Consider the following 23,647-nt stretch of genomic DNA (forward strand, 5'->3'; position numbering starts at 1 on the left):
TTGTTAGAAAATGAAATTCTTGAATTACTAGGCAAAGAAATTCTACCATCAGAATATGAATCATACATAAAACAACTTAAATTTAGTGAAAAACTTTCAATAGATGGTAATATTGTTTATTTGGCACCAAATGCATTAGTTTCAAAATACATACAAACAAAATATACAGACAAAATTTCTTATCTTTTTGAGTTAAAAACAGGTAAAAAACCTAAAATTATAATCTCAACACCAAATAAAAATTTAGTAACAAAAACTCAAAGAGTTGAAATAAAAAATGTAAAAAAACAGAGTTCACCACTAAATCCAAATTTTACATTTGATAACTTCATAATTGGTAATTCAAATCAATATGCCTATTTTAGTGCAATTACAGCTTCTAAAAACCCTGGAGATTCAAACTGCAATCCTTTGTTTATTTATGGTTCAACTGGACTTGGTAAAACTCATCTTTTACAATCCATCGGTAATCACTGTTTAAAAAATAATAAAATAGTGATATATGTAACAAGTGAAAATTTTATAACAGATTTTGTTTATAACCTTCATAATAAAACTATGAATAAATTTCGTGATAAATATAGAAATTGTGATGTTTTGCTCATAGATGATGTTCAATTTTTAGGAAGAACAGATCAAATTCAAGATGAATTTTTTCACACTTTTAACGAACTTCACTCTAAAAATGGTCAAATTGCAATGACTTCAGATAGACCACCAAAAATGCTTAAAAATTTTACTGATAGATTAAAATCAAGATTTGAATCTCGTTTAATAGCAGATATTACGCCGCCTGAGCTTGATACAAAAATCGCCATAATAAAGAAAAAATGCGAATTTGATGGAATTTCTTTAAATAACGATGTAATAAATTATATAGCAACAAATATGGGTGATAATATAAGAGAAATAGAAAGTGCTATAATAAATTTAAACGCATATGCAAAAATGCTTCATCAAGATATAAATTTAGAATTTGCAAAAAACCTTATGCGTGATCAAATAAAAGAAAAACAAGAAAACATAACTCTTGAAAATATTATAAATTTAATATCAAAAGAATTAAACATAAAACCAAGTGATATTAAAAGCAAAAGTAGACAAAAAAATATAGTAGAAGCAAGAAGAATAGGCATATATCTAGCAAAAAAACATACACAAAACTCTATGCCACAACTTGCAAGTTTTTTTGGAATGAAAGATCACAGTGCAGTTAGTCATAACATTAAAAAGATAAATGAGATAATACAAAATGATGAGTATTTTAAAATAAGATTAAATGAACTAGAAAATAAACTATTAACTAAAGAAAACTAAATGAAATTTGTGAAAAGATGTGAAAATAAAATATTTTTAATTCAACAAAAAAACAGCGTAAACTTGGATAGTTTCTTAACTATTCACTTTTTAAACAATACTAATAATAATACTAATAAACATATAAAAAAGGGGAAAAGATGAGAGTAAAAATAAATAAAAATTCTCTTGAATCAATAGTTACAAATACTAAAACATATCTTGAAAAAAAAGATATAAGTTCTATAACTTCACATATATTTTTATCAGCAAATAATGGTGTTTTAAATGTTAAAGCAACTGATTATGAAATAGGATTAACATATAAACAAAAAAATTTAACTATAATTGATGAAGGTGAAGCAACTGCAAATGGTAGAAAACTACTAAGCATTATTAGTAGTTTAAAAGATGGAGATGTTACACTTGAAACTGTTCAAAATTATTTATATATTAAACAAAATAATTCAAAATATAAACTTCCTATGTTTAAAGCTGAAGATTTTCCTAAATTCCCCGATATCCAAAATAAAAATAAATTTGAAATAGATTCATCAATACTAAGTAGAAGTCTTAAAAAAATAGTTCCTTGTGTAGATACAAATAACCATAAATTTGAACTAAATGGTGCATTAGTAGATATAAAAAATGATCACATAAATTTAGTTGGAACTGACACTAGAAGACTTGGAATTTATAGAATTGATACACAAACAGACAAAGAATTTTCTATAATAATACCTAAAAAAGCAATACTAGAAATTCAAAAGCTATTTTATGATAAAATAGAAATTTATTACGATGAAAATACATTAATAGCAGTTTCTGATAATTTTGAATTTTTTACAAAACTTATAAATGGAAAATTCCCTGATTATGCAAGAGTTGTTCCAAAAGAGATAAAAACTAGAATTAGATTAAATCGTGATATGATGATAGAAGGAATGAAAACTATTTCAATTCTTAGTGAGCAGATGAAACTTACTTTTGCACCAAATGAAATAGTATTTGAAAGTATTATAGAAGACAATAGTGAAGCTAGAACTTCGATAGAATTTCAAACAGGAGTTAGTGAAAATATAAGTATTTGTTTGAAAAATAGATATTTACTAGATTTTTTAGGAAGTATAGAAGAAAGTGAATTTGATATAGAATTAAATTCGCAAGAAACAGCATTTTTAGTAGTTTGTGGAAATTTAAAAACAGTAATTATGCCAATTGTATCATAAAAACGGAGAAAATATGGAATATAGTGCAGAAAATATAAAAGTTTTAAAAGGTTTAGAAGCAGTTAGAAAACGACCTGGAATGTATATTGGTGATACAAATATAAATGGTCTTCATCACCTTATATACGAAGTTGTTGATAACTCTATAGATGAATCAATGGCTGGTTATTGTGATCAAATAGATGTAGAAATTACAACCGATGGACACGCTATTATCAGCGATAATGGTCGTGGAATTCCAGTTGATATTCATCCAACTGAAAAAATACCAGCTGCAACTGTTGTTTTAACAGTTCTTCATGCTGGTGGTAAATTTGATAAAAACACATATAAAGTTAGTGGTGGATTACACGGAGTTGGAGTTAGTGTTGTAAATGCACTTTCTATTAAATTTATCGTTACAATTTATAAAAATGGAAAAATTCACAGACAAGAGTTCTCAAAAGGTATTCCTACAACTGATTTAGAAATTATAGGAGAGACTAAAAAAACTGGAACAACAGTTGAGTTTATACCAGATAGTGAAATATTTGAAATAACTGATTTTAATTTTGATACTTTATCAACTAGATTTAAAGAACTTGCATATTTAAATTCAAAAATAATTATAAATTTTAAAGATAATAGAGTTGGAAAACATGAAAGTTATCATTTTGATGGTGGGTTAGAAAGTTTTGTAAATGATTTAAACAAAACAAATCCAGTTTGCAAAGCACTATCTTTTAGTGATTTTTCAGAAGATGTAGTTGTTGATGTAGCACTTATGTATAATGAAAGTTATTCAGAAAATGTTCTTAGCTTTGTAAATAATATCCATACCCCAGATGGCGGAACTCATGAGGCTGGATTTAGAGCAGGTTTAACAAGAGCTATTACAAATTATATTTCATCAAATGCATCAGCAAGAGAAAAAGATACAAAAATAAGTGGTGAAGATGTCAGAGAAGGTCTTATAGCTGTTGTTAGTGTAAAAGTTCCTGAACCACAATTTGAAGGTCAAACTAAAGGAAAACTCGGCTCAAGTTATGTAAAACCAATAGTTCAAAAAATAACTTTTGATACGCTTTGTAAATTTTTTGAAGAAAATCCTATAGAAGCAAAAGCTATAATGAATAAAGCTTTACTTGCTGCAAGAGGAAGAGAGGCTGCAAAAAGAGCAAGAGATTTAACTAGAAAAAAAGAGAACTTTTCTGTTGGAACACTTCCTGGAAAACTTGCTGATTGTCAAAGTAAAGAAGCTGAAATTTGTGAGCTTTATTTAGTTGAGGGAGATAGTGCTGGAGGATCTGCAAAACAAGGTAGAAATAGAGTTTTTCAAGCCATCTTACCTTTAAGAGGTAAAATTTTAAATGTTGAAAAAGCAGGACTTGAAAAAATTTTAAAAAGTGAAGAGATAAAAAATATGATTACAGCCTTAGGTTGTGGTATAGGAAATGAATTTGATGAAGAAAAATTAAGATATCATAAGATTATAATTATGACAGATGCTGATGTTGATGGAAGTCATATACAAACTCTTCTTTTAACATTTTTCTTTAGATTTTTAAATCCAGTTATAAAAAATGGCTATATTTATCTTGCTCAACCGCCACTTTATAGATATAAAAAAGGTAAAAAAGAAATTTATTTAAAAGATGAAAAAGCACTAAATGAATTTTTGATAGAAAATGGTATAGAAAACATAAGTTTTGAGGGCGTTGGAAACAATGATTTAATAGAATTTTTAAAAATTGTTGCAGTTTATAGAAGCTATTTAAAAGAGTTAGAAAAAAGATTTAACATTTTAAAAGCTTTAAGATTTTTGATAGAAAATGATGAAATTATAGGTAAAAGTTATGATGAAATTTTTAAACTTATTAGTGAAGAAATTGCTAAAAATGGTCATAATATTTTAAACTCAAATATAAAAGATGATGAGATAAGAATTTATGCACAAACTACAGATGGTTTGCAAGAGCTTGTTATAAATGATAAACTATTTTCAAATCCGCTATTTTCTAGCTCTACTCAAATTTATAAAAAAATTAAAGATTATGATATAAATTTAGGTAAAGATATATTAGAAATTTTAGATGATGTAGAAAAAAATGCCAAAAAAGGTGCTTATATACAACGCTATAAAGGTTTAGGTGAAATGAATCCCGAACAACTTTGGGAAACAACAATGGATCCTGAAAATAGAAGACTTATTAAAATAAGTGTTGATGATGCACAAAGTGCTAGTGAAACTTTTAATCTTTTTATGGGTGATGAAGTTGAACCAAGAAGGAATTATATAGAAGAACACGCAAAAGATGTTAAACAACTGGATGTTTAATGCTTTATAGCCAAAAAAAAGAAAGGGCAAATTTATTTTTTTCAGCATTAAAAATTGCCCTTCCATTTATAATTATTATTATATTTTGGATTAAATTTATATCAAATGGTAACCAAAGTGATATATTTTTGCTTACCATTTTGACTTTTTTTTATGTTTATTATTCTGCATACTTAATATATCTAAGTTTAAAAACAACACTTTTAGATCCTACAACAAATGTTTTTAATAGAAAAAAAATTTATGAGCTTATATCTAAAAATTTGAAAAAAGATATGAAAGTTGTAATGTTTGATATCAAAAATTATAGTTATATAACTCAAACTTATGGTATAGAAAATTATGAAAAAATAGCAAATAAATTTATTATAAAATTAAATAATTTTCTTGAAAAAAATGGATACAAAAATGTCGTTATTGGGATTTATAATTTTTCATATTTTTTAATGATAATAGATGAAAAAGATACTATATTAGCACATAATCTAAGAATTTTTGAAAAAAAAATCACAAACGATGGTATAGAAAATATTGAAATAAAATTTGAATTTTCGGTATTAAATTTATTAAATTTTAATAATCTAAAAAGTGTGATAAATCATCTTAGTTATGATTTAAATAACAACAAAGAAGAAAATTTAGTCGTATATGATGAAAATATAAATATTATAATTCAAAGTATTAATAACTTGAAATTTAATTTCAAATTTCAAGAAACTAAAAAAAGTGATAAAAATTTAAAAAACATAGTAACAATCATACCAAGACTTTTTGTTGAAAATTATGGAATGTATTCTAAAAACAAAATTTCAAGTTTGTTAAATAAATATAATTATGAGATAAATTATGATAAAAATATGGTAAAAGCTTTATCAGATTATATAAATTATGATTTAGATTTTGATTATATAGTTGAAATTTCAGTAATAAGTATAAGAAATTTAGAGTTTAAAAACTATATTTTTGAACTTGTAAATAAAAAAATTATAAATCCAAAAAATATAATTTTTGAGTTTTTTGAAGACAATTTTTATAGTGAGAAAAATCGTTTTAATGAGATTATAAATGATTATAAAAAAATGGGTATTAGATTTTGTTTAAGCCATTTTGGCGGCGATAATGCAAGTTATTTTTATTTAAAATATTTAAATATAGATTTTTTGATATTTGATATTGAGTTTTTAAAAAATTTAAATGATAAAAAATATCTAATAATTTTAGAAAATTATATAAATATGGCAAAAAGCTTAGATATAAAAACTATATTTAAATTTATAGATAAAAAAGAGAGTTTTGATATACTTATAAATCAAAATATTGATTATTTACAAGGTTTTTATATAAAAAAACCACAAATGACTGAAAATTTAAAATAGAGGTAAAAAATGAGATATGGTGAAAAAATTATAAAAGAATTTGATATACAAAAAGATATAGAAATTTGGCCAAATAAATGGGAAAATGACTATGTTATAAGGATAACTTTACCTGAGTTTGTTTGTCTTTGTCCTCGTTCTGGTTATCCTGATTTTGCTAAGATTTTTCTTATTTATGTTCCAGATAAAAAGGTTATTGAACTAAAAGCGATAAAACTTTATATAAATAGTTTTATGAATAAAAATATAAGCCATGAAGATAGTATAAATGAGATTTATCATACTCTTGATAAATTATTAGAGCCAAAATATATAAGAGTTGTTGGGGATTTTAATCCAAGAGGAAATGTTCATACTGTTATAGAGCTTGATTCAAATTTAGTTAGAAAAGAGAAATTTGATATATTTGCTATTTCAAAAGAAGAATTAAGAGAGTTTTAGATGTTAAAAACTGAGCTAATAGAACACATTTTTAAGGCTGCATCGATATCAAGATGGAATGATTATCCAAGAATGACAAATTTAGTTGAACTTGATAAACAGGCTCATAAATTTATAATAGCTTATTTCATAGCAAAAATGGAAAAAAATGTAGATATGAATTATATCATAGAAGCAGGTATTTTCGAGTTTTTTTCACGAGTTGTAGTTACTGATATACGCCCTGATGTTTTTCATCAAATTTGGCGTTCTAAAAAAGACGAAGTCAATAGTTGGATACTAAAAAAACTTGAACCACTTATAGGCGATATAGACGATGGTAAATTTTTTCAAAGATTTAAAGAGTATACAAAACACTCAAATACTAAAGAAACGCTTATATTAAGGGCTGCATCATACATAGCAACTAGATGGGAATTTGGGATAGTTTATCAAACAAGTCAGTTTTTAAGTGGTATTGATGAAGTTAAAAGAAAAATTGATGAAGAACTTGAGGATTATTATTATGAGTTAATTGGTGTTCAAAAAATCGCTATGAATCAAAAATTAGCCAAAATTATAGATTTAAGCGGCAGGCTTCGTTTTCAAAAGCGTTGGGCACAAACACCTCGTATCCCAGAAACCGCAGTTCTTGGTCATATGCTTATAGTTGCAATTTTAAGTTATTTTTATTCATTAAAAGTAGGTGCTTGTAGAAAAAGACTTGAAAATAACTTTTATTGTGCTTTATTTCATGATTTGCCAGAAAGTCTTACAAGAGATATTATAAGTCCTGTTAAATACGGCGTTGAAGGACTAAATGATATAATTTGCGAATATGAAATAAGGCTTATTGATGAACAAATTTTGCCATTTGTTCCACAAATTTGTAAAGATGAATTTTCTTATATTTTAGGTCTTAGAAATGAGAATTCTAAGCAGATAAAAAATGAATTTGAAAATAGAATAAATGAAAAATATCCAACACATTTTGATGGAACTATGGATAATGTAAATGAAGATAAATTTAGTGCAATTGATGGAAAAGCTTTAAAATATTGTGATAAATTTTCAGCATTTATGGAAGCTGGAATTTCTATAAGTTATGGTGTAAAAAGCAAAGAACTTGTAGATGGATTTTATAATATGTATAAATATTTTAAAGAAAAACCAAAGATAGAAGGTGTAAATTTCTTAGAACTTTGTGATAATTTTTGTAGATATTTTAAATTAGACCTTCCCTCAGATGGCTGCGGCACACATTAAGTTTAGCTGCTCTGCTGTATTCCTACCCTGAAGCGGTTTCCAAAAATAACATTGCACAGGTCTAAGGAAAGGCGAATAATTATTATATCAAAAATTTCTTTAAATAGGATTAATAATGTTTTTGAAATTTAAATTTATAACATTTTTTCGTAATCTTTTAGTATATCATCCACACTCTTTGGAATTTCGTGCAAAAATTTTTACGGCTATGTTATATTTTAAAAAAGAGATAACTCAAGGTGATATTCATACATTAAATGATATAGCTGCTCAAATTTATGGTGAAAAAAATCCTAGGATAGAGATATTAAAAAATGTTATAAAAGAGTATTTAACAAAAATAAAAAATGATAAATCTTTTGTTATAGATAGTTTGCTTTTAGATATAGACAAAGAGCTAAAAAATCATAAAAGATATGCAAAAAAGATAGATTTTTCACATCTTAGAATGCTTATAAGCATGGATGAAGATGAAGCTTTACTACAACAAAGAGTGTATGAATTTTTTTTAAGTGAGGTTAAAATTTATATTTAGTTAAATAGTATAAAATCAGGTGAAATTGGCTTACCAAGGTAAAATCCTTGGGCATAATCAACATCGTATTTTTTAACTTCATTTAGTATATTTTCATCACTTACAAACTCAGCTACTATTTCATAGTTCATTTTTTTAGCAAAGCTTACTATTGTTTCCATAACTATTCTTGAGTTTTTATCAAAAGGCAGTCTTTTGATAATAGAACCATCTATTTTTAAAACATCAATATCAAACTCAAGCATCCTATAATAGTTTGAATATCCGCTTCCAAAATCATCAATAGAAAGCTTACATCCGAATTCTTTTATGTGTTTTATAAAAGGATTTATAACATCATAATTATCAATACTTTCGTTTTCAAGTATCTCAACAAATAAATTTGTTGGATTTTTACAAATTTTAAGATTTTTTATGAATGTTTGACGAATGCTTAAATTAACCATATCAGAACTAGAAAGATTTATAGAAAACTGCTTATTTGGGTATTTTTCTAAAAGATTAAATGTTATATCTATAACTTTGCTTGTTAGTGCATTATAAAGTAAAATTTGTTTTGCAACATTTAAAAATTCACTAGGATAATGAATTTTACCTTCATCATCTAATATTCTTATTAAAATTTCATATTTATTTGCTATTTTGCTATTTGTTTTTATATTAAATATAGGTTGACATTCAACTATAATTTTATCGTTTTTTAGTGCATTTTGTATAAGTTTTATAACATCTAAATTTTTAAAATATTGTTGCTCCATAGGGTCATTATCTTGGTAAAAATAGATTTTTTCATCCATTTTTTTAGCTTTTTTATATGCCCATATTGCTTGAGTAAGTCTATTTATATTTGAATCCATATTTGAACTAATTCCAAGAATAAGTTCTATTTTTTGTATATTTATTTTAGTATTTTCATTATTTGTTATATTTATATTACTTGTTTGAAAATAACTTTTTATACGAGTTATATCTAAAGATATATTATTTCCATGATAAAGTATGCAAAATTCATCAAGTTGAGATCTAAATATTTCGCAGTTTATATTATATGTTTTTATGCATAATTTTAGAGTATCTACAAAAGAAATTATAAATTCATCAATAATTTTTGATTTATAAAAATAGCTTAAATTTGAGAAATTATTTATACGCATGTATATTATTGTACCTTGCTCATTATTATCTAGTTTTTCTATTAAAGCTACATAACTTCCTATATTAGTAATATGATCTTTATAAATTTGTCTTTTGAATGCTTGGTTTTTGATATTTAATTCTTGCATAGTATTTAATTCTCTAGTTTTATCAAGTTTTACACTAACAAAACCTTCTAATTTATTTTCATTTATATTTGGTATTACGATTATATCTTCTACTATTATTTTGTTGTCAGATGTTTTACTTATAAAGTTATCTTTTTTCCATAGAATTTTTTATCAATTGCATTTTCAAAGTTCTTGTAATAATCTTTATTTTGAGTATAATATTTTAAAAAAGATGGATTTTTACCAATTATATCTTTTAATTTATAACCACTTATTTGTTCAAATGCTGCATTTGTATAAGTTATATTTAATTTACTGTTTGTAAATATAATAGAATTAAATGAATTATCAGTAGCAAGTTTAAGAAAACTTATATCTTTGTTTTTATTTTTTATATTATTTAGTAATTTTATATTCCAAAAAATAAACATTAAAGATATTATAATCATTGTAATAAATATTTTTACTAGATTATCTACTATATCTTTATGTTGTTGTGTTGTATAATCAAAAAAATTTAACAAATGTTTTTCTAAATCACTATTTAAAATGAAAAATTTATAGTCGTTTGCTTCTATTAAGTTATAAATAGAATCATTTATTCTGTTTATAAATTTTAGTTCTTTTTTATCAAGATTTTGTTTGTTTATGCTAACTAAATAGTCTAAAAAAGTATCAATATCTGCATATGAATCAAAATTTAAGTTTAAAAATCTTGAATATATGGAATTTAAATCAGAGGATAAATTATTTTCTTGTGCATAGTTTTGCATATCTAGCATTACTGAGTAGATTAAAGCCATTTTGCCGTTATAATATCTAATTGTTTCTTTTTTATCTAAAAAATTTTCCTTGATTTTATTATAAATTTCTACTTGTTTATCTGTTTGAGTATCTTTGTTTTTTACTATATTTTTGATTATCAATAAATTGGTATCAAAATTAAAAATTAGTCTTTCTATATCATCATATTTCTTATAAAAATTTATATTTTTTAAGTTTATATCTATATTTTTATCTGCATATATTAAATTTTGTATATTAAATAAAAAATTGTTTATATATTTTAGTTTTTTGTATTCTTTTATAGTATTTGAAGTTAAAAAAGTGACAGCTAGTATAAATAAAAACATTATTAGATATTGTAGTTTTATGCTATTATTTTGCATTATCGCTCTTTGTATATATTGCTTGTCCATCTAAAGTTAGTAAAAAATCGTATAAATTATCTAATTCTTTTTCACTAAGATTACTTATTAGTTTGTCATTTTTTATACGCAAAACTTCTTTTAAATCACTTGTTCTTTTATCATAAAAATATGGTGAAGTTTTTGATATATTTCTAAGCATTGGAACTTTTTTAAATCCATCTGAGTCTTGAACTATCAAATTTCCGCCTAAATTTATACCATCATGACATGAAATGCATCCAACTAAACTAAATATTTCATAACCTTTTTTTTCACTTGCACTGAAAATTTCACTACTTCCACTAATATAATTATCATATTTGCTATTTGGAGTTATTAAACTTTTTTCAAAATTTACAAAAGCATCAACTATGGTTTCATAGTCTAATTTTTGATAAATTTTATAAAATAGAGCATTATATTTTGGATTGCTACGCATTTTGTTAACTAAAATATCTTTTTGTGTATTTAACTCTTTTTTGCTAGTTAAGGAAATATCTACTTGTTTATATATATTATCAACTTTTCCATCTTTGAAAAATAGAAAGTTAAGTGCTGAGTTTAAAATGGTTGGAGTGTCCATTTTTGTTAAATCTGTATTTGTTCCACTAAAATTCCAATATAAATTATGACAAGTTTCGCAAGATATATTTTTATCCTTGCTTAGCATTTTATCAAAAAATAGCATTTTTCCAAGCTCAGCTTTTTGCCTATCATATTCTTGTGGTGTTATTATATTTAAAGATGAGTTAGCAAAAATAAAATTTAAAAATATGGTCAAAAATAAAAAAAGTTTTGCCACTACATCTCCTTTTTTTATTAAAAAACTAATAACTTCATTTTAGAGATAATTGTTTCTATAATTATATCATCTTTATAAGTTTTTTGTAGATTTCGTTTTATTGTAAGTTCATCAATGTCTATTTTATTTATTTGCAAATGCCATAAAATATTTTCATAAGCACTATTAAAATCTCTTTTAACTTCTCTTTTTTCATCGAAAATGTGTGTTTTATAACTGATATTTTTATTTTTTAGATAATTTTCAAGTTCATTTGCTGTTGTTGCGTAGTTAAGAATTTTTCTATCTTTTAAAAATGGTTCTATCAAAGATGAGTATCTTGGTATTTGCCAGTTTAGATATATTTTTTCTTTTCCTAAATTTGTAAATTTATCAAAATCTTTTTCATTTTTTAGCGATGGACTCATTGTTAAAAATGCTATATCAAATTTTTTTTCATTATAAAACTCATCAAAAGATAAATTTAGTATTTTTATGTTTTTTATATTAAATTCATTTGCATCATTTTCAAGGCATTTTAACATCTCATTAGAGCTATCAAGACAAGTTACAAATTTACAAATACCGGCTAAATACAGCGAATACACACCAGTTCCACATCCAATATCTAAAATGTTTTTGTCACTAAAATTTATTTTAAACTCATCAAGTTTATCAAATAGCTCTTTTCCAAATTTGCTTAATTTTCCATCAAATCTATTATAAGTTTTTGCTTTTTTGTCCCATAAATTTTGCATTTATAATCCTTGTAAAATTATATCATAAAGTCTGTTTATGTCATTATCATCTATAAATGATGAATTTTTTGTATCAAAGAGCTCTTTTATGTAATTTACATTAAAATCATCAGCGTGTGAGCACATTTTGTGAGATGGTAAAAATCCTCTAACTAAAGCCACATTTTCTTCTATTTTTTCATCACAAATAAAACAAATCATATCATTATGCAATCTTCCCTCATTAGCTAAAATTTCTAAATAAGCTTCGATTACTATGCGTTTTGGATTTGTTTTATCAAATTTAAGTGCCATATTTTCTAATGTTTGAAAATAAACTTCATCTAAATCCTGAGCATCTTTTAGATGTTTGTAGACTAAATTTATAAACTGCTGCCATATTATCAGTCTATTCCTATCATAAAGCCATTTAAATCCAAGGTGCATAACGCTTCTAAGTTGTGGCAAAAATTTGATATTTGATATGAGTTCAAAATCTATTTTATATCCAAGCATAATATTTGAGTGTCTTGCGCCATAAAAACGATATGTTTTAACCAATGAGTTTTTGGTTAAAATATCAACTATCAAATCTTCATCGCGTAATTTTTGCGTATGAATTATGTAGCCTTGCATGTTATTAGAAAAATTCCATTATTAATTTTTGCATATCTTTTGAATTATTAGTAAAATTTATATCATTTCTAAAATTTGATGCACCATCCAATCCTTTCGAGTATTCGTGTAAATGTTTCCTAAAAAGCCCTACTCCACGCTCACCAAAATGCTCTAACATCTGCTCAAAATGATATAAGATAATCTCTTTTTTAAGTTTATTGTCTATATTTTTTCCAGTTTTTATCTCGTGAAATATCCAAGGTTTTCCTATGCTTGCTCTTCCTATCATAAGTGCGTTGCATTGTGTAATTTTTAGTATTTCATTAGCGTTATTTTCATCTATATTTCCGTTTGCAACTAATGGTATTTTTATGCTATTTTTTGCTTCTTTTATGGCTTCATAATCAACGCTAGATGAAAATCCACCAGTTTTTGTTCTACCATGCATTGTTATAAAATCAGCACCAGCTTCCTCACAAGCTTTTGCTATGATTACTGGAATTTTCTCATCAAAACCGATTCTTACTTTTACGCTTAGATATGTTTTGTTTGATAATTTTTTTATAGTTTCTATCAATTTTTGCATTAAAAATATATTTTTTAAAAGAGCTGAACCTGCATTTTGTTTTACAACTTTTGGTGCAGGACAACCACAATTTAAATCAATTCCATCAATATCATCAAATTTATTTAAAACACAAACAGCATTTTTTATACTATCAACATTTGATGCTTCTATTTGGACTATGAAAGGCTTTTCTAAATGCGAATGTGTAAGCATTTTAAGAGTTTTTTCGTTTTCATAAGCTAACGCATTTGCACTTATCATCTCACTAACTGTTACATCACACCCGAAACGTTTTACAACGTTTCTTAAAGGCGGATCAGAATAACCAGCAAGAGGAGCTAAGAAAAGTGGTGATTTATTAAAATCTATCATTAAAAAATAGTTTTAATGGTGCTTTTTGTCCATTATCTCTTAAAAAGAGCATAGTTTTAAACTCTAAGTAATCATCATCCTCTGAGTTAGATATAATTTCTCTAATCTCATCAAGCATTTGTAAATCATATAATATATATAGATAAGCTTTTTGTGCTTTTTGATTATATGAAGATAGATTTTTAAATGTTTGCATGATAGCTTCTGGTGGCATTTTGCTTTGAAAGGTTTGCGCAATTATAATAAACCCGTTTTCGCTTAAATCGCATTTTTTAAGTAAATTTAAAAGCTCATCCTGTTTTATTTCAAATTTATCATCTTGATTTATGTGTCTGTTTATCAAAATTAGAGTTTGTGCTTCTGTAAAGCTATCATTAAATTTCATAATATTTTCATAATTTCCAGTAGAAATAAGTTTTTCTTTTGCTTTTGTGATAAAAAGTGGATTTATATTTTCACTATTTGATTTTAAAATATCTAAATAATAATCTGCTAAAGTGGCTATTTTGTTTAATTCATTTTGTATATAAAGTGGATTTTCTTTTGGTAATTTGTATTTTTTTGTATCAACCACAATACCATTTTTTGCGTCTTTTACTGTATTAAAAATTTCTTTTAAATCCTCATTTTTAGAGCTTATATGATCTATATTTTTCCAAGGGGATAAAGATTTTAAAACTTCACTTGCATTATCAAAAGCTTTTGTTTTAAATTCCTTATTACTATCAAATCCAAGCATAATTTCACTAATCATCTCATCATAAATTTTTGTATCTCGTTTTAATGCCCTATTTTGTAAGTAAATTTCAAAGTTTTGGTAAGCCATATGAAATATCGATAAAAGTATAAAAAATGCTAAAGGCACGACAAACCATGTAGCTATTAATAAATTTATATTAAAGCCCATCAAACTTAGTGCGTATTCGCCGTTGTTAAGTGTATAAACTAATACAAAAACAATGGCTGCGTATAAAATAGAATATATTATATATTTTCTCGCTTTCATTTTTATCCTTTTCGTTTTGGCATTTTTTCTAGCATTTCACTACATACTATGCAAAATCTAGCATGTGGCTTAATCTTTAATCTCTCAATACTTATCTCATCATCGCACATTTCACAAATTCCGTATTTTCCATTATCTATTTTGCTAAGAGCCCAGTTTATCTCGCCTAAATTTTTAGCTTGTTGTTCATTGATGGCTTGAGATATTATTTGATCTGTATTTATAGATGCTACATCTAACTCATCACTGGCACCGCTATCTCTAAGTCCGCTTAACTCTTCAGTTGATTTGTTTATGCTTTCTATGATTTTTTCTTTCTCATCAGTAAGCATTTTTTTAAAAGTAGCTAAATCTTTTTTGTTCATTTTTTACCTTTATTTATGATATGGATGCCCTGCATTTATACAAAGAGCTCTAAAAATTTGTTCAAATAACATAAGTTTTGCAATGCCATGCGATGTAGTTAATCTGCTTAAACTAATTAGTTTTTGTGCTTTTTTCTTAAATTCATCGCTAAATCCATAAGCTCCACCTATAAAAAAAGATACTTTGGTACAATTTTTTATCATTTGAGCAAATTCTAAACTATCTAACATTTTGCCATTTTCATCTAAAACGACATTGAAATTCGACACATATGGTTGATAAGCTTCATCATAAGCAATTCTAGCTTTTTTAACACCATCTGATTGTGCTTTTGAGATTTTATCATTAAAAATATTATTTTGGGAAATTTTTGCATATTTTGATGACATTTTTATGTATCTTTTTATATTATCTTCAAAATCGTTACTTTTAGAAATACAATTTACTAAAATTTCCACTTTTAACTCTTAATTATTCATTAATATTTTTAACATATCACTTACAAATTTTTTATGGTCATTTCTTTGAACTATAGCGTCTATAAGACCATGTTCTAGTAAAAACTCAGCTGTTTGAAAACCCTCTGGCAAATCAGTACCTATAGTTTGCTTTATAACTCTTCCACCAGCAAAACCTATAAGTGCTTCTGGTTCAGCAATTATAATATCGCCAAGCCAAGCAAATGATGCACTAACTCCGCCCATAGTTGGATCTGTAAGTATTGAAATGTATGGCAACTTCTCTTTATCAAGTAGTTTTAATGCTGCACTTGTTTTACTCATTTGCATAAGGGCAAATGTGCTTTCTTGCATTCTTGCTCCACCGCTTGCTGAGATTATGATAAGTGGTTGTCTTTTATCTATACAGCGTTTTATAGCTCTTGTTATCTTTTCTCCTTCAACTGATCCCAAAGATCCGCCCATAAAAGAAAAATCAAAAATGACTATTTGTGCGGCTATATCATTAATCTTGCATTCTCCGCTTATAACAGAACTATTAAGACCTGTTTTTTCGTTATTTTCTATAATTCTTTTTTTATATGACTTTTTATCTACAAATTTAAGTGGATCAGTTGGCGAGAGATCTTTGTCATATTCCACAAAACTATCTTCATCACACATAAGTTTTATACGATCTTTTGCTTTTAATCTCATATGATGTCCACATTTTGGACAAACATTAAATTTATTTTCAACTTCTTTGTAATACATCAAAGAGTGACATTTATCACATTTTACCCAATGGCTCGGAGCATCACTTGGAGCTGCTTGTTTTCTTCTTATCTTAGAAAATATTTCAATAAAATCCATAATTATCACCAATATTTTTTAAATTTTTTCATTATATCAAAAAAATTCTTATATCAAGTTATAAAAATATATTTATAGTTTTTAATATTATTAAAGTCAAAATATGATAAAATTGGCACTTAGTAAACTTCAAACAAGGCATCTGTTTTTACAATGAACGATTTTATATCCTATAAAAAAAGTAGCGAAGGCACCATCATATTTTTAAATGGAAATTGGACTTATAATATAAATAAGAAAGTTTTTTCTACTTTTGAAAATATTGTAAAAAAAAGTAAAAATATAATCCTAGATTTGCAGAATTTACAAAATATAGATTATTCTATGGCAATTTTTTTAAAATCTTTTCAAGAAAAAAATGGATTAAAATTTAAGATTATAAACTCAAATGATAAATTTAATAAAATTTTTAATCTTACAAATGATGATAAGATAGATTTTAAGTATATTCCAAGAGTTATAAAAGAAAGTGTATTTGAAAAACTTGGAAAAAAATTGATAGATTTTTATTATGATTTTATGATGGTTTGTTCTTTTTTAGGCGAATTTTTTGTAAAATTTATAAAAGCTTTTTTTCGTATAAAAAATTTTAGATCAGCAGAAATTTCAAATCATATCAAAACAGCTGGTATAAACTCAGTGTTTATTGTTTGTCTTACTAGCTTTTTAATAGGCATAGTTTTGGTTTATCTTGGCTCAACTATGCTTTCAACTTTTGGTGCAACTATACTTATAGTTGAAATTATGGGAATGCTTACTTTAAGAGAAATTGGTCCAATGATTGCTGCTATTGTTATAGCTGGTCGTAGTGCGTCTAGCTTTACAGCACAAATTGGAGTTATGAAAATAACAGAAGAAATTGATGCTATGAAAACGATGGGCTTTGATTCATTTTATTTTTTAACACTTCCAAGAGTTATTGCGATGATAATAGCCACACCTCTGGTTATTTTTCTTGCTGATGCTGTTAGTATTTTTGGTCAAATGCTTGTTTGTAATATTTTGTTAGATATACCTATAGCAAGCTATATAGACAGATTTAAAGAAATGGTTGAGATAAAACATTTTCTAGTAGGTATGATAAAAGCACCATTTTTTGGTGCAGCTATATCCATAATAGGATGTTTAAGAGGTTTTGAAATAAGTGGAAGTACGCAAAGTGTCGGTAAATTTACAACAATAAGTGTTGTAAATGCTATATTTTGGGTAATAGCAATAGACGCACTTTTTGCTATCGTTTTTATGGAGCTTGGAATTTGAGCGAAAATATCATAGAAGCAAAAAATCTTACAGTTGCTTATGGTGAAAGAATAATGCAAGATAGCGTAAATTTTAGTGTAAAAAAATCTGAAATTTATGGTTTTTTAGGCGGAAGTGGAAGTGGCAAAACAACTCTTATGAAAACCCTTTTTTATTTAAAAGAGCCAAAAAGTGGCATTGTAAAGATTTTTGATAAAGACATATGGGCGTTAGATGATAATGACAGGATGGAACTAAAACTAAAATGTGGTGTAATGTTTCAGTTTGGCGCACTTTATTCTTCTATGAATGTATTAGATAATATTGGTGTTTTGCTTAGAGAACATAGTAAAATTCCAAATAAAATTATAGATGAAATTTCTATGTTTTGGCTTCAAAAAGTTGGACTTGATAAACAAACAGCAACACTTTATCCAAGCCAGTTAAGTGGTGGTATGAAAAAAAGAGCATCTCTTGCAAGAGCTTTGGTTCTTAGTCCACAAATACTTTTTTTAGATGAGCCAAATAGTGGACTTGATCCAATGAGTGCAAGAGGTTTTGATAAACTAATATGCGATCTTAGAGATAGTCTGGGTATTACCATTGTTATGGTTACACATGATATTGATAGTATTTTTGGTATATTAGATCGTTTTTTGATAATAGAAAACAAAAAAATAATTTTTGAAGGTAATGTAGAAGAAGTTAAAGAATTAAAAAACAATCCTCTTGAGGATTTATTTAGCATGAGGGATAAAAATTATGGAAAATAAAAATTCCTATACAATAGTCGGCGTATTTTTTGTTGTTTGTGTTTTTTGCATATCTATGTTTTTATTATGGATGAATGCAAGAGGAAATGAGGATGTTTATAGATCATATTATATACAAACACAAGTTTTGCCAAATGGTATAAAAGATGGTAGTGAAGTTAAATTTATTGGTGTTCCTGCTGGATTTGTAAAAAGAATATATTTTAGCAATTTACAAAATGCAACGATAGAAATAGAAGTTTTTGTAAATGATGGATTGCCAATAAAAAAAGATAGCACGGCAGTTGTGGAATCTCAAGGGATTACTGGAATTTCATACATAAATATAAGTAAAGGCAGTGATGAAGCTGAGGGTTTTAAAGATGATGAAAAAGCAGTAATAGCTTTAACACCAGGTCTTATTGATAAAATCACTTCAAAAGCTGATATGTTATATGAAAATTTAATTAACGCATTTAATAGCATATCTTTGGTTTTAAACGATGATAATGCTAAAAAAATAAACTCTATTTTGACAATTTTAAATAGCTCTATATCAAATTTAGGAAGTAAAGACAACATAGAAAAATTTAATTCTATTATAAATTCTTTAGATATGATTGCAAATAATTTTGAAAATGAAAGCTCTGCTATGAATGGCTTTTTTACAAAAGCCACAAAAGCCGTTGATAGCATAGATAGACTGATTTACAATATAAATCACACTCTAGCACAGCTTAATACAAACCAAATTTTGATTAGGCAGCGTATCGAAAGTGATGATTATAATCTTAGAGCCATAGCATTTCCAACTTTAAATCAAGCTACAAATACTATGATAGAATTTCAAGATGTATTAAGAGAGATAAAAAGTATGTTGTTTAGATTAGAAGATGATCCATATAAATTTTTTTTTAAAAATACTCAAAAAGAAGACTAAAAGGACGCATTATGAGATATATTATTTTAGCCATTTTATTTTTTTTACTAAATGGATGTAGTTTAAAGCTAAGTGAAAATACACCAAAAGAGCAGTATTATGTATTAGAGTATAGTGGTAAAGAAAAGTGTCAAAATAGTAGTGATAAGCATTTGCTTTTTATAGATTTTATAAAAGCTTCTTTAGATGTAGATACTAGATTTATAAATGTAAAAAATGGTTATAAATTTGATAAACTCGATGGTGCTAAATTTGTGGCTTTACCTACTGAGATGGTTAGAAAAGCTGTATTTAAATCATTTTATTCTAGTTGTAAAATAGAACCAAAAATTGTTATGAAAGATGATTCTTATATATTTAAATCAGAAATTTCGGTACTTCAAATAGACAAAAGTAGAAATGTTGCTATTTTTGAAATGATATATTCTGTAGATAAAGAGACAAAAAGTTTGGTTTCTGATATAAAAAGAGTCGAGGTTAGTGTAAAAAAAGACGAGATAACTGCTATAAATGAAGCTATGAGTTTAGCTTTAGATGCTATTTTGCATGATATAGAAAATAAACTATAGGAGGTTATTTTGCCAAGCGATAAATTCTTAGATCCTATTACAATAGAGACAAACAATATAAAAAAAGAGTTAGAAAAACTTAGTTCTAATTATGAAATTGATATAAAAAATATAGACTATGATTTGATTTCTGTTGTATGTGTTTATAAGCTTGGTACTTTAGAGCAAAAAACTATAACTGCTGATAAATTTGGTATTTTTGATGATAATAAATTTTTTAGTGACAAAAATTTGATATTAAATCAATCCTATAGAGTCGCTTTTTATGATAAAAGAAATCATATTTATCCAAAACTTCCAGATATAAAGCTTGCTGTAAATAAAAACTTTACTAAAGTTATATGTATAGTTAAGGCTATGCCTGATTTTATGTATTATGATGAATTTGGCGATGAAATGCTTAAATTTATAAATAAAAAGCTACTAACTAGTAGAATTTTAATAGGCATTAGAAAAGAAGAACTTACTCAAAGCCTAAAAGATATAAGCGATGATTTAAGACAAAATAATGCTCTTGATAAAGATTATAATTTTACTATAACTACAGGCGTTTTACCAGTTTTAAGTGTAGATGATGATCTTATTTTTCATTATAAAAATAAAATTGTAAATACAAAAGAAGATGGAAATATTGATTATTCTGAGCGTGGATTTTTATATGGTGTTTCAAAAGATGAGGTAATTATAGAGTATATTAAGCCGCGAATGGGTATTTGCGGGAGAGATGTATTTGGTAAAACAATAGAAGTAAAAACACCAAATAGCACATTTGATCCAAATTTATCTATTAGTGAAAATATACAAAAACAAGAAGATGATAACTCTATAAAATTTATCGCAAAAAAGTCTGGATATGTCGTTGAAGAAGATGGTAAATTTGATATAAAAGAAGATTTAGAGGTTTCAAATTTAAGTTTTAAAAATACTGGTTCAGTTAGTGTTGGAACTGAAAATAATGTAAAATTAAATGTAACTCAAAAAGATGTAAATAAAGATGCAGTTGGCGCAAATATAAGTATAGAAACAAGCGAAATTATCATTTCTGGTAGTGTTGGACAAGAAGCAAAAATAAAAGCAAATATTGTAGAAGTTGGAGGAGTTACTCACTCTACTTCTTTTATACAGGCGAAAAAAGCAAAAATTGCAACTCATATAGGAACTTTAGAGTGTGATGAGTGTGAGATAAATCGCCTTGAAAAAGGTAAAGTTTTTGGCAAAATCATACATATAGGTTCAGCACTTGGTGGAGAAATAAGCGGAGAGGAAATTTATATAGACAATCTTGTTTCAAATGTAACCATAACTGCTTCAAAACTTATAGAAATTAATCAAAATATAGGAAGTTCAAACAAACTCATAATAGATCCAACTGCCATTCATGCTTATTTAGATCAAATTTCTAATTATCAATCAGAAATTAAAGTCCTGAATTTAGATATAGAAAAACTTCTAAAAGAGATAAAAAAGACTAAAACAACTATAAATGATTCAAAAGAATCTATTAATATAATAAAAGATCAAATCAAAAAAATGATGGAGAAAAAAAATAAAATTCCAGCAGTTTTCATGCTAAAGTTAAAAGAATACAAAACCTTGATTAAAAATTATAATGATATGATTTCAGAGTATAAAGATAAAAACTATACTTTAGAAACGATTCATTCAAATTTAAAAAATATTCAAAATAAAATTTTTGAGGCACAGATAAAAATTAAAGGAACTTGGGAAGATATGAATGATATAATATTCGTTTTGATAGATCCTCCTAAAAAGTTAAATTATGTCACTATAAAAAATGACCTTATTAAGCTTTTTAAAGTTGAAGAGAGGATTGATGAAGAATATTATATTTACAAAGGTTTTGAAGAATGATAAAAGCCATAGAAGGTGTGATAACGAAAAAAGAACCAACTTTTTTAGTTTTAAAAACTGGAAGTGGAGTTAGTTATGGTATTTTTGTTTCGCTGTTTACTTACGCAAAATTGGAAAAAAATCAGAAAATAGAACTTTTAATCACGCAAATTATTAGAGAAGATGCAAATTTGCTATATGGTTTTTTGGATATTAGCGAACAAAAAATGTTTGAAATGCTTGTTAAATTAAATGGAATAGGTGTCGCGACTGCTATGGCAATTTGTTCTAGCCTTAATGTTAGTGATTTTTCTAATGCGATAATGAATGGAAATGCAGAGGTATTTAGATCTGTTCCTGGCATTGGTCCAAAGATGGCAAGAAGAATTATCGCTGAGCTAAGCGATGCGAAAATAATTTTAGATAATGAACAAGATAGTAGCAATTCAAGAAACGAAGCTATGCAAGCTCTTGAATCACTTGGATTTAAAAGAGATAAAATTTCAAAAGTGTTAAGTGAGTGCAAAAGCGAGGAAACAAGTGAGATTATAAAAGAAGCACTACAAATACTTGGAAAAGGCGTAAAATGAGATTAGCTGTGATATTTGGCGGAGTTAGTTATGAGCATGAGATAAGTATAGTTTCGGCTATAGCTTTAAAAAATGTATTGAAAACAGATTTGGAATTTATTTTTTGTGATAAATTTAGAAATTTTTATCTAATAGATAAAAAAGATATGAAAGCAAATTTTTTCAGTTCTAAAAAGTATCAAAAGGCAAAACAATTAGAGTTAAAAAATGGTGGATTTTTTACAAAGTCTATAATGGGTAAAAAACTTGATATAACTTGTGTTATAAATTTAATCCACGGATGTGATGGGGAAGATGGTAAAATAGCGGCTTTATTTGACTTTTTTGAAATAGATTATATAGGACCAAGATTAGAAGCAAGTGTGCTTAGTTTTAGTAAAGAACTAACAAAACTTTATGCTAATAAAGTTGGCGTAAATGTGCTTCCTTACGAGGTTATAAAAAGAGGTGAAATGCCAACTCTTGAGCTACCAATAATCTTAAAACCTCTTAGATTAGGCAGTTCAATAGGTGTAAGTATGGTGCACGATAAAAGTGATTTGGAGTATGCTTTGGATGTGGCTTTTGAGTTTGATAATGAGGTATTGGTTGAGCCGCTTATAGAAAATGTAAGAGAGTTTAATCTAGCTGGTTGTAAAATAGAAGATAAAATCATTCATTCCATAGTCGAAGAGCCTAAAAAAGAAAAGATGCTTGATTTTGAGCAAAAGTATATGAGTTTTTCAAACGAAAATAGAAGCAAAAAAGCAGATATAGCATTAGAGCTTGAAAATGAATTTCAAGCTACTTTTGATAAGATTTATAACACAACTTTTGATGGTGCACTCATAAGATGCGACTTTTTTTATTACGAGGGTAAAATTTATCTAAATGAGATAAATCCAAACCCTGGAAGTTTGGCAAATTATCTTTTTAATGATTTTGAAGATATTATTTTAAAATTGGCAAAAAATACTCCAAAAAGTAAGCAAATAGATATAGATTATAAATTTATAAACTCTATAACATCTGCAAAAGGTAAGCTTTAACGATAAATTAATTAAATTATTGCTAA

Annotated in this window: 23 protein-coding genes, 1 other RNA gene and 1 pseudogene; 14 read left to right on the forward strand and 11 right to left on the reverse strand. The window is 26.0% G+C overall.

Features of this window, described 5'->3' with window-relative positions; all coding sequences use genetic code 11:
* The 6 genes and pseudogenes from dnaA to CSPB_RS00030 all read left to right on the forward strand — a co-directional run.
* Entirely contained in the window at positions 1-1,317 is a 1,317-nt protein-coding gene (gene dnaA / locus CSPB_RS00005; protein ID WP_089192658.1) for a chromosomal replication initiator protein DnaA, read from the forward strand.
* Between the two features lie 140 nt (positions 1,318-1,457).
* Entirely contained in the window at positions 1,458-2,525 is a 1,068-nt protein-coding gene (gene dnaN / locus CSPB_RS00010) for a DNA polymerase III subunit beta (RefSeq protein ID WP_089192659.1), read from the forward strand.
* A 13-nt stretch (positions 2,526-2,538) separates the two neighbouring features.
* Positions 2,539-4,842 carry a DNA topoisomerase (ATP-hydrolyzing) subunit B gene (gene gyrB, locus CSPB_RS00015; RefSeq protein WP_089192660.1) on the forward strand — a complete coding sequence of 768 codons (2,304 nt, stop codon included), beginning with the start codon at positions 2,539-2,541 and terminating at the stop codon, positions 4,840-4,842.
* Complete coding sequence (locus CSPB_RS00020) at positions 4,842-6,218, forward strand: EAL domain-containing protein (RefSeq protein WP_089192661.1); 1,377 nt, start codon at positions 4,842-4,844, stop codon at positions 6,216-6,218. The genes gyrB and CSPB_RS00020 overlap by 1 nt, the downstream gene beginning before the upstream one ends.
* A 9-nt stretch (positions 6,219-6,227) precedes the next feature.
* The gene (queF, locus tag CSPB_RS00025; protein ID WP_089192662.1) at positions 6,228-6,659 is read left to right on the forward strand and encodes a preQ(1) synthase; all 432 of its coding nucleotides are present in this window, start codon (positions 6,228-6,230) and stop codon (positions 6,657-6,659) included.
* Positions 6,660-7,871 (forward strand): annotated as a pseudogene (locus tag CSPB_RS00030) (HD domain-containing protein); the annotation flags it as partial.
* Positions 7,872-7,874: 3 nt separating this feature from the next.
* Here the strand turns inward: CSPB_RS00030 and ffs are convergent.
* Positions 7,875-7,972: signal recognition particle sRNA small type (ffs, locus tag CSPB_RS00035), an RNA gene on the reverse strand.
* 47 nt (positions 7,973-8,019) lie between these two features.
* Here ffs and CSPB_RS00040 point away from each other — a divergent pair.
* Positions 8,020-8,439 (forward strand): hypothetical protein, encoded by a 420-nt coding sequence (locus tag CSPB_RS00040; protein ID WP_089192663.1) that lies wholly within the window; start codon positions 8,020-8,022, stop codon positions 8,437-8,439.
* Here CSPB_RS00040 and CSPB_RS00045 read toward each other — a convergent pair.
* The 10 genes from CSPB_RS00045 to accD all read right to left on the reverse strand — a co-directional run bounded on the left by CSPB_RS00045 (position 8,436) and on the right by accD (position 16,652).
* A complete protein-coding gene (locus CSPB_RS00045) occupies positions 8,436-9,722 on the reverse strand; it encodes an EAL domain-containing protein (RefSeq protein WP_089192664.1) in 1,287 nt (428 codons plus the stop codon). The two genes, CSPB_RS00040 and CSPB_RS00045, sit on opposite strands and share 4 nt — an antisense overlap.
* A gap of 119 nt (positions 9,723-9,841) precedes the next feature.
* Positions 9,842-10,873 (reverse strand): PAS domain S-box protein, encoded by a 1,032-nt coding sequence (locus tag CSPB_RS00050; RefSeq protein ID WP_161492162.1) that lies wholly within the window; start codon positions 10,871-10,873, stop codon positions 9,842-9,844.
* Positions 10,863-11,696 (reverse strand): cytochrome-c peroxidase, encoded by an 834-nt coding sequence (locus CSPB_RS00055; RefSeq protein WP_089192666.1) that lies wholly within the window; start codon positions 11,694-11,696, stop codon positions 10,863-10,865. Before CSPB_RS00055 ends, CSPB_RS00050 begins: the two co-directional genes overlap by 11 nt.
* 17 nt (positions 11,697-11,713) lie before the next feature.
* Positions 11,714-12,433, reverse strand: a complete 720-nt coding sequence (locus CSPB_RS00060; RefSeq protein ID WP_089192667.1) for a class I SAM-dependent methyltransferase — start codon at positions 12,431-12,433, stop codon at positions 11,714-11,716.
* The gene (gene recO / locus CSPB_RS00065; RefSeq protein ID WP_089192668.1) at positions 12,434-13,048 is read right to left on the reverse strand and encodes a recombination protein RecO; all 615 of its coding nucleotides are present in this window, start codon (positions 13,046-13,048) and stop codon (positions 12,434-12,436) included. It abuts the gene before it with no gap.
* Positions 13,049-13,052: 4 nt separating this feature from the next.
* A complete protein-coding gene (locus CSPB_RS00070) occupies positions 13,053-13,970 on the reverse strand; it encodes a tRNA dihydrouridine synthase (RefSeq protein ID WP_089192669.1) in 918 nt (305 codons plus the stop codon).
* Positions 13,957-14,976: a hypothetical protein gene (locus CSPB_RS00075; protein WP_089192670.1), complete on the reverse strand. Its 1,020-nt coding sequence runs from the start codon at positions 14,974-14,976 to the stop codon at positions 13,957-13,959. Before CSPB_RS00075 ends, CSPB_RS00070 begins: the two co-directional genes overlap by 14 nt.
* Before the next feature lie 2 nt (positions 14,977-14,978).
* The gene (dksA, locus tag CSPB_RS00080) at positions 14,979-15,341 is read right to left on the reverse strand and encodes an RNA polymerase-binding protein DksA (RefSeq protein ID WP_089181730.1); all 363 of its coding nucleotides are present in this window, start codon (positions 15,339-15,341) and stop codon (positions 14,979-14,981) included.
* A 9-nt stretch (positions 15,342-15,350) separates the two neighbouring features.
* Complete coding sequence (locus CSPB_RS00085) at positions 15,351-15,800, reverse strand: 23S rRNA (pseudouridine(1915)-N(3))-methyltransferase RlmH (RefSeq protein ID WP_089181731.1); 450 nt, start codon at positions 15,798-15,800, stop codon at positions 15,351-15,353.
* Between the two features lie 9 nt (positions 15,801-15,809).
* On the reverse strand, positions 15,810-16,652 hold the full coding sequence (gene accD, locus CSPB_RS00090; protein WP_089192671.1) for an acetyl-CoA carboxylase, carboxyltransferase subunit beta: 843 nt from the start codon (positions 16,650-16,652) through the stop codon (positions 15,810-15,812).
* A gap of 153 nt (positions 16,653-16,805) precedes the next feature.
* Between accD and CSPB_RS00095 the strand changes: the two genes are divergently transcribed.
* Genes CSPB_RS00095 through CSPB_RS00125 form a run of 7 tightly spaced genes read left to right on the forward strand, consistent with a single transcriptional unit; the run spans position 16,806 to position 23,621 of the window.
* Positions 16,806-17,912: an ABC transporter permease gene (locus CSPB_RS00095; protein WP_089192672.1), complete on the forward strand. Its 1,107-nt coding sequence runs from the start codon at positions 16,806-16,808 to the stop codon at positions 17,910-17,912.
* A gap of 53 nt (positions 17,913-17,965) precedes the next feature.
* Positions 17,966-18,664 (forward strand): ABC transporter ATP-binding protein, encoded by a 699-nt coding sequence (locus CSPB_RS00100; protein WP_089193887.1) that lies wholly within the window; start codon positions 17,966-17,968, stop codon positions 18,662-18,664.
* Complete coding sequence (locus CSPB_RS00105; protein ID WP_089192673.1) at positions 18,654-19,583, forward strand: MlaD family protein; 930 nt, start codon at positions 18,654-18,656, stop codon at positions 19,581-19,583. The genes CSPB_RS00100 and CSPB_RS00105 overlap by 11 nt, the downstream gene beginning before the upstream one ends.
* A gap of 11 nt (positions 19,584-19,594) precedes the next feature.
* Entirely contained in the window at positions 19,595-20,152 is a 558-nt protein-coding gene (locus CSPB_RS00110; RefSeq protein WP_089192674.1) for a hypothetical protein, read from the forward strand.
* A 9-nt stretch (positions 20,153-20,161) separates the two neighbouring features.
* The gene (locus tag CSPB_RS00115) at positions 20,162-22,024 is read left to right on the forward strand and encodes a flagellar assembly protein A (RefSeq protein WP_089192675.1); all 1,863 of its coding nucleotides are present in this window, start codon (positions 20,162-20,164) and stop codon (positions 22,022-22,024) included.
* Positions 22,021-22,593, forward strand: a complete 573-nt coding sequence (gene ruvA, locus CSPB_RS00120) for a Holliday junction branch migration protein RuvA (RefSeq protein ID WP_089192676.1) — start codon at positions 22,021-22,023, stop codon at positions 22,591-22,593. Before CSPB_RS00115 ends, ruvA begins: the two co-directional genes overlap by 4 nt.
* A complete protein-coding gene (locus tag CSPB_RS00125) occupies positions 22,590-23,621 on the forward strand; it encodes a D-alanine--D-alanine ligase (RefSeq protein ID WP_089192677.1) in 1,032 nt (343 codons plus the stop codon). The genes ruvA and CSPB_RS00125 overlap by 4 nt, the downstream gene beginning before the upstream one ends.
* Positions 23,622-23,647: the final 26 nt, after the last annotated feature.

It is taken from the genome of Campylobacter sputorum, assembly GCF_002220775.1.
GTDB classification, from domain to species: Bacteria; Campylobacterota; Campylobacteria; order Campylobacterales; family Campylobacteraceae; genus Campylobacter_F; species Campylobacter_F bovis.

What these genes read in the sequence shown, in the direction of transcription:
- dksA (WP_089181730.1), bottom strand. Translation starts at nt 15,341, where the DNA reads ATGAACAAAAAAGATTTAGCTACTTTTAAAAAAATGCTTACTGATGAG.
- CSPB_RS00110 (WP_089192674.1), top strand. Translation starts at nt 19,595, where the DNA reads ATGAGATATATTATTTTAGCCATTTTATTTTTTTTACTAAATGGATGT.
- CSPB_RS00040 (WP_089192663.1), top strand. Translation starts at nt 8,020, where the DNA reads ATGTTTTTGAAATTTAAATTTATAACATTTTTTCGTAATCTTTTAGTA.
- CSPB_RS00105 (WP_089192673.1), top strand. Translation starts at nt 18,654, where the DNA reads ATGGAAAATAAAAATTCCTATACAATAGTCGGCGTATTTTTTGTTGTT.
- CSPB_RS00070 (WP_089192669.1), bottom strand. Translation starts at nt 13,970, where the DNA reads ATGATAGATTTTAATAAATCACCACTTTTCTTAGCTCCTCTTGCTGGT.
- CSPB_RS00020 (WP_089192661.1), top strand. Translation starts at nt 4,842, where the DNA reads ATGCTTTATAGCCAAAAAAAAGAAAGGGCAAATTTATTTTTTTCAGCA.
- CSPB_RS00095 (WP_089192672.1), top strand. Translation starts at nt 16,806, where the DNA reads ATGAACGATTTTATATCCTATAAAAAAAGTAGCGAAGGCACCATCATA.
- CSPB_RS00075 (WP_089192670.1), bottom strand. Translation starts at nt 14,976, where the DNA reads ATGAAAGCGAGAAAATATATAATATATTCTATTTTATACGCAGCCATT.
- gyrB (WP_089192660.1), top strand. Translation starts at nt 2,539, where the DNA reads ATGGAATATAGTGCAGAAAATATAAAAGTTTTAAAAGGTTTAGAAGCA.
- dnaN (WP_089192659.1), top strand. Translation starts at nt 1,458, where the DNA reads ATGAGAGTAAAAATAAATAAAAATTCTCTTGAATCAATAGTTACAAAT.
- CSPB_RS00125 (WP_089192677.1), top strand. Translation starts at nt 22,590, where the DNA reads ATGAGATTAGCTGTGATATTTGGCGGAGTTAGTTATGAGCATGAGATA.
- CSPB_RS00060 (WP_089192667.1), bottom strand. Translation starts at nt 12,433, where the DNA reads ATGCAAAATTTATGGGACAAAAAAGCAAAAACTTATAATAGATTTGAT.
- recO (WP_089192668.1), bottom strand. Translation starts at nt 13,048, where the DNA reads ATGCAAGGCTACATAATTCATACGCAAAAATTACGCGATGAAGATTTG.
- CSPB_RS00100 (WP_089193887.1), top strand. Translation starts at nt 17,966, where the DNA reads ATGCAAGATAGCGTAAATTTTAGTGTAAAAAAATCTGAAATTTATGGT.
- accD (WP_089192671.1), bottom strand. Translation starts at nt 16,652, where the DNA reads ATGGATTTTATTGAAATATTTTCTAAGATAAGAAGAAAACAAGCAGCT.
- queF (WP_089192662.1), top strand. Translation starts at nt 6,228, where the DNA reads ATGAGATATGGTGAAAAAATTATAAAAGAATTTGATATACAAAAAGAT.
- ruvA (WP_089192676.1), top strand. Translation starts at nt 22,021, where the DNA reads ATGATAAAAGCCATAGAAGGTGTGATAACGAAAAAAGAACCAACTTTT.
- CSPB_RS00045 (WP_089192664.1), bottom strand. Translation starts at nt 9,722, where the DNA reads ATGCAAGAATTAAATATCAAAAACCAAGCATTCAAAAGACAAATTTAT.
- CSPB_RS00050 (WP_161492162.1), bottom strand. Translation starts at nt 10,873, where the DNA reads ATGCAAAATAATAGCATAAAACTACAATATCTAATAATGTTTTTATTT.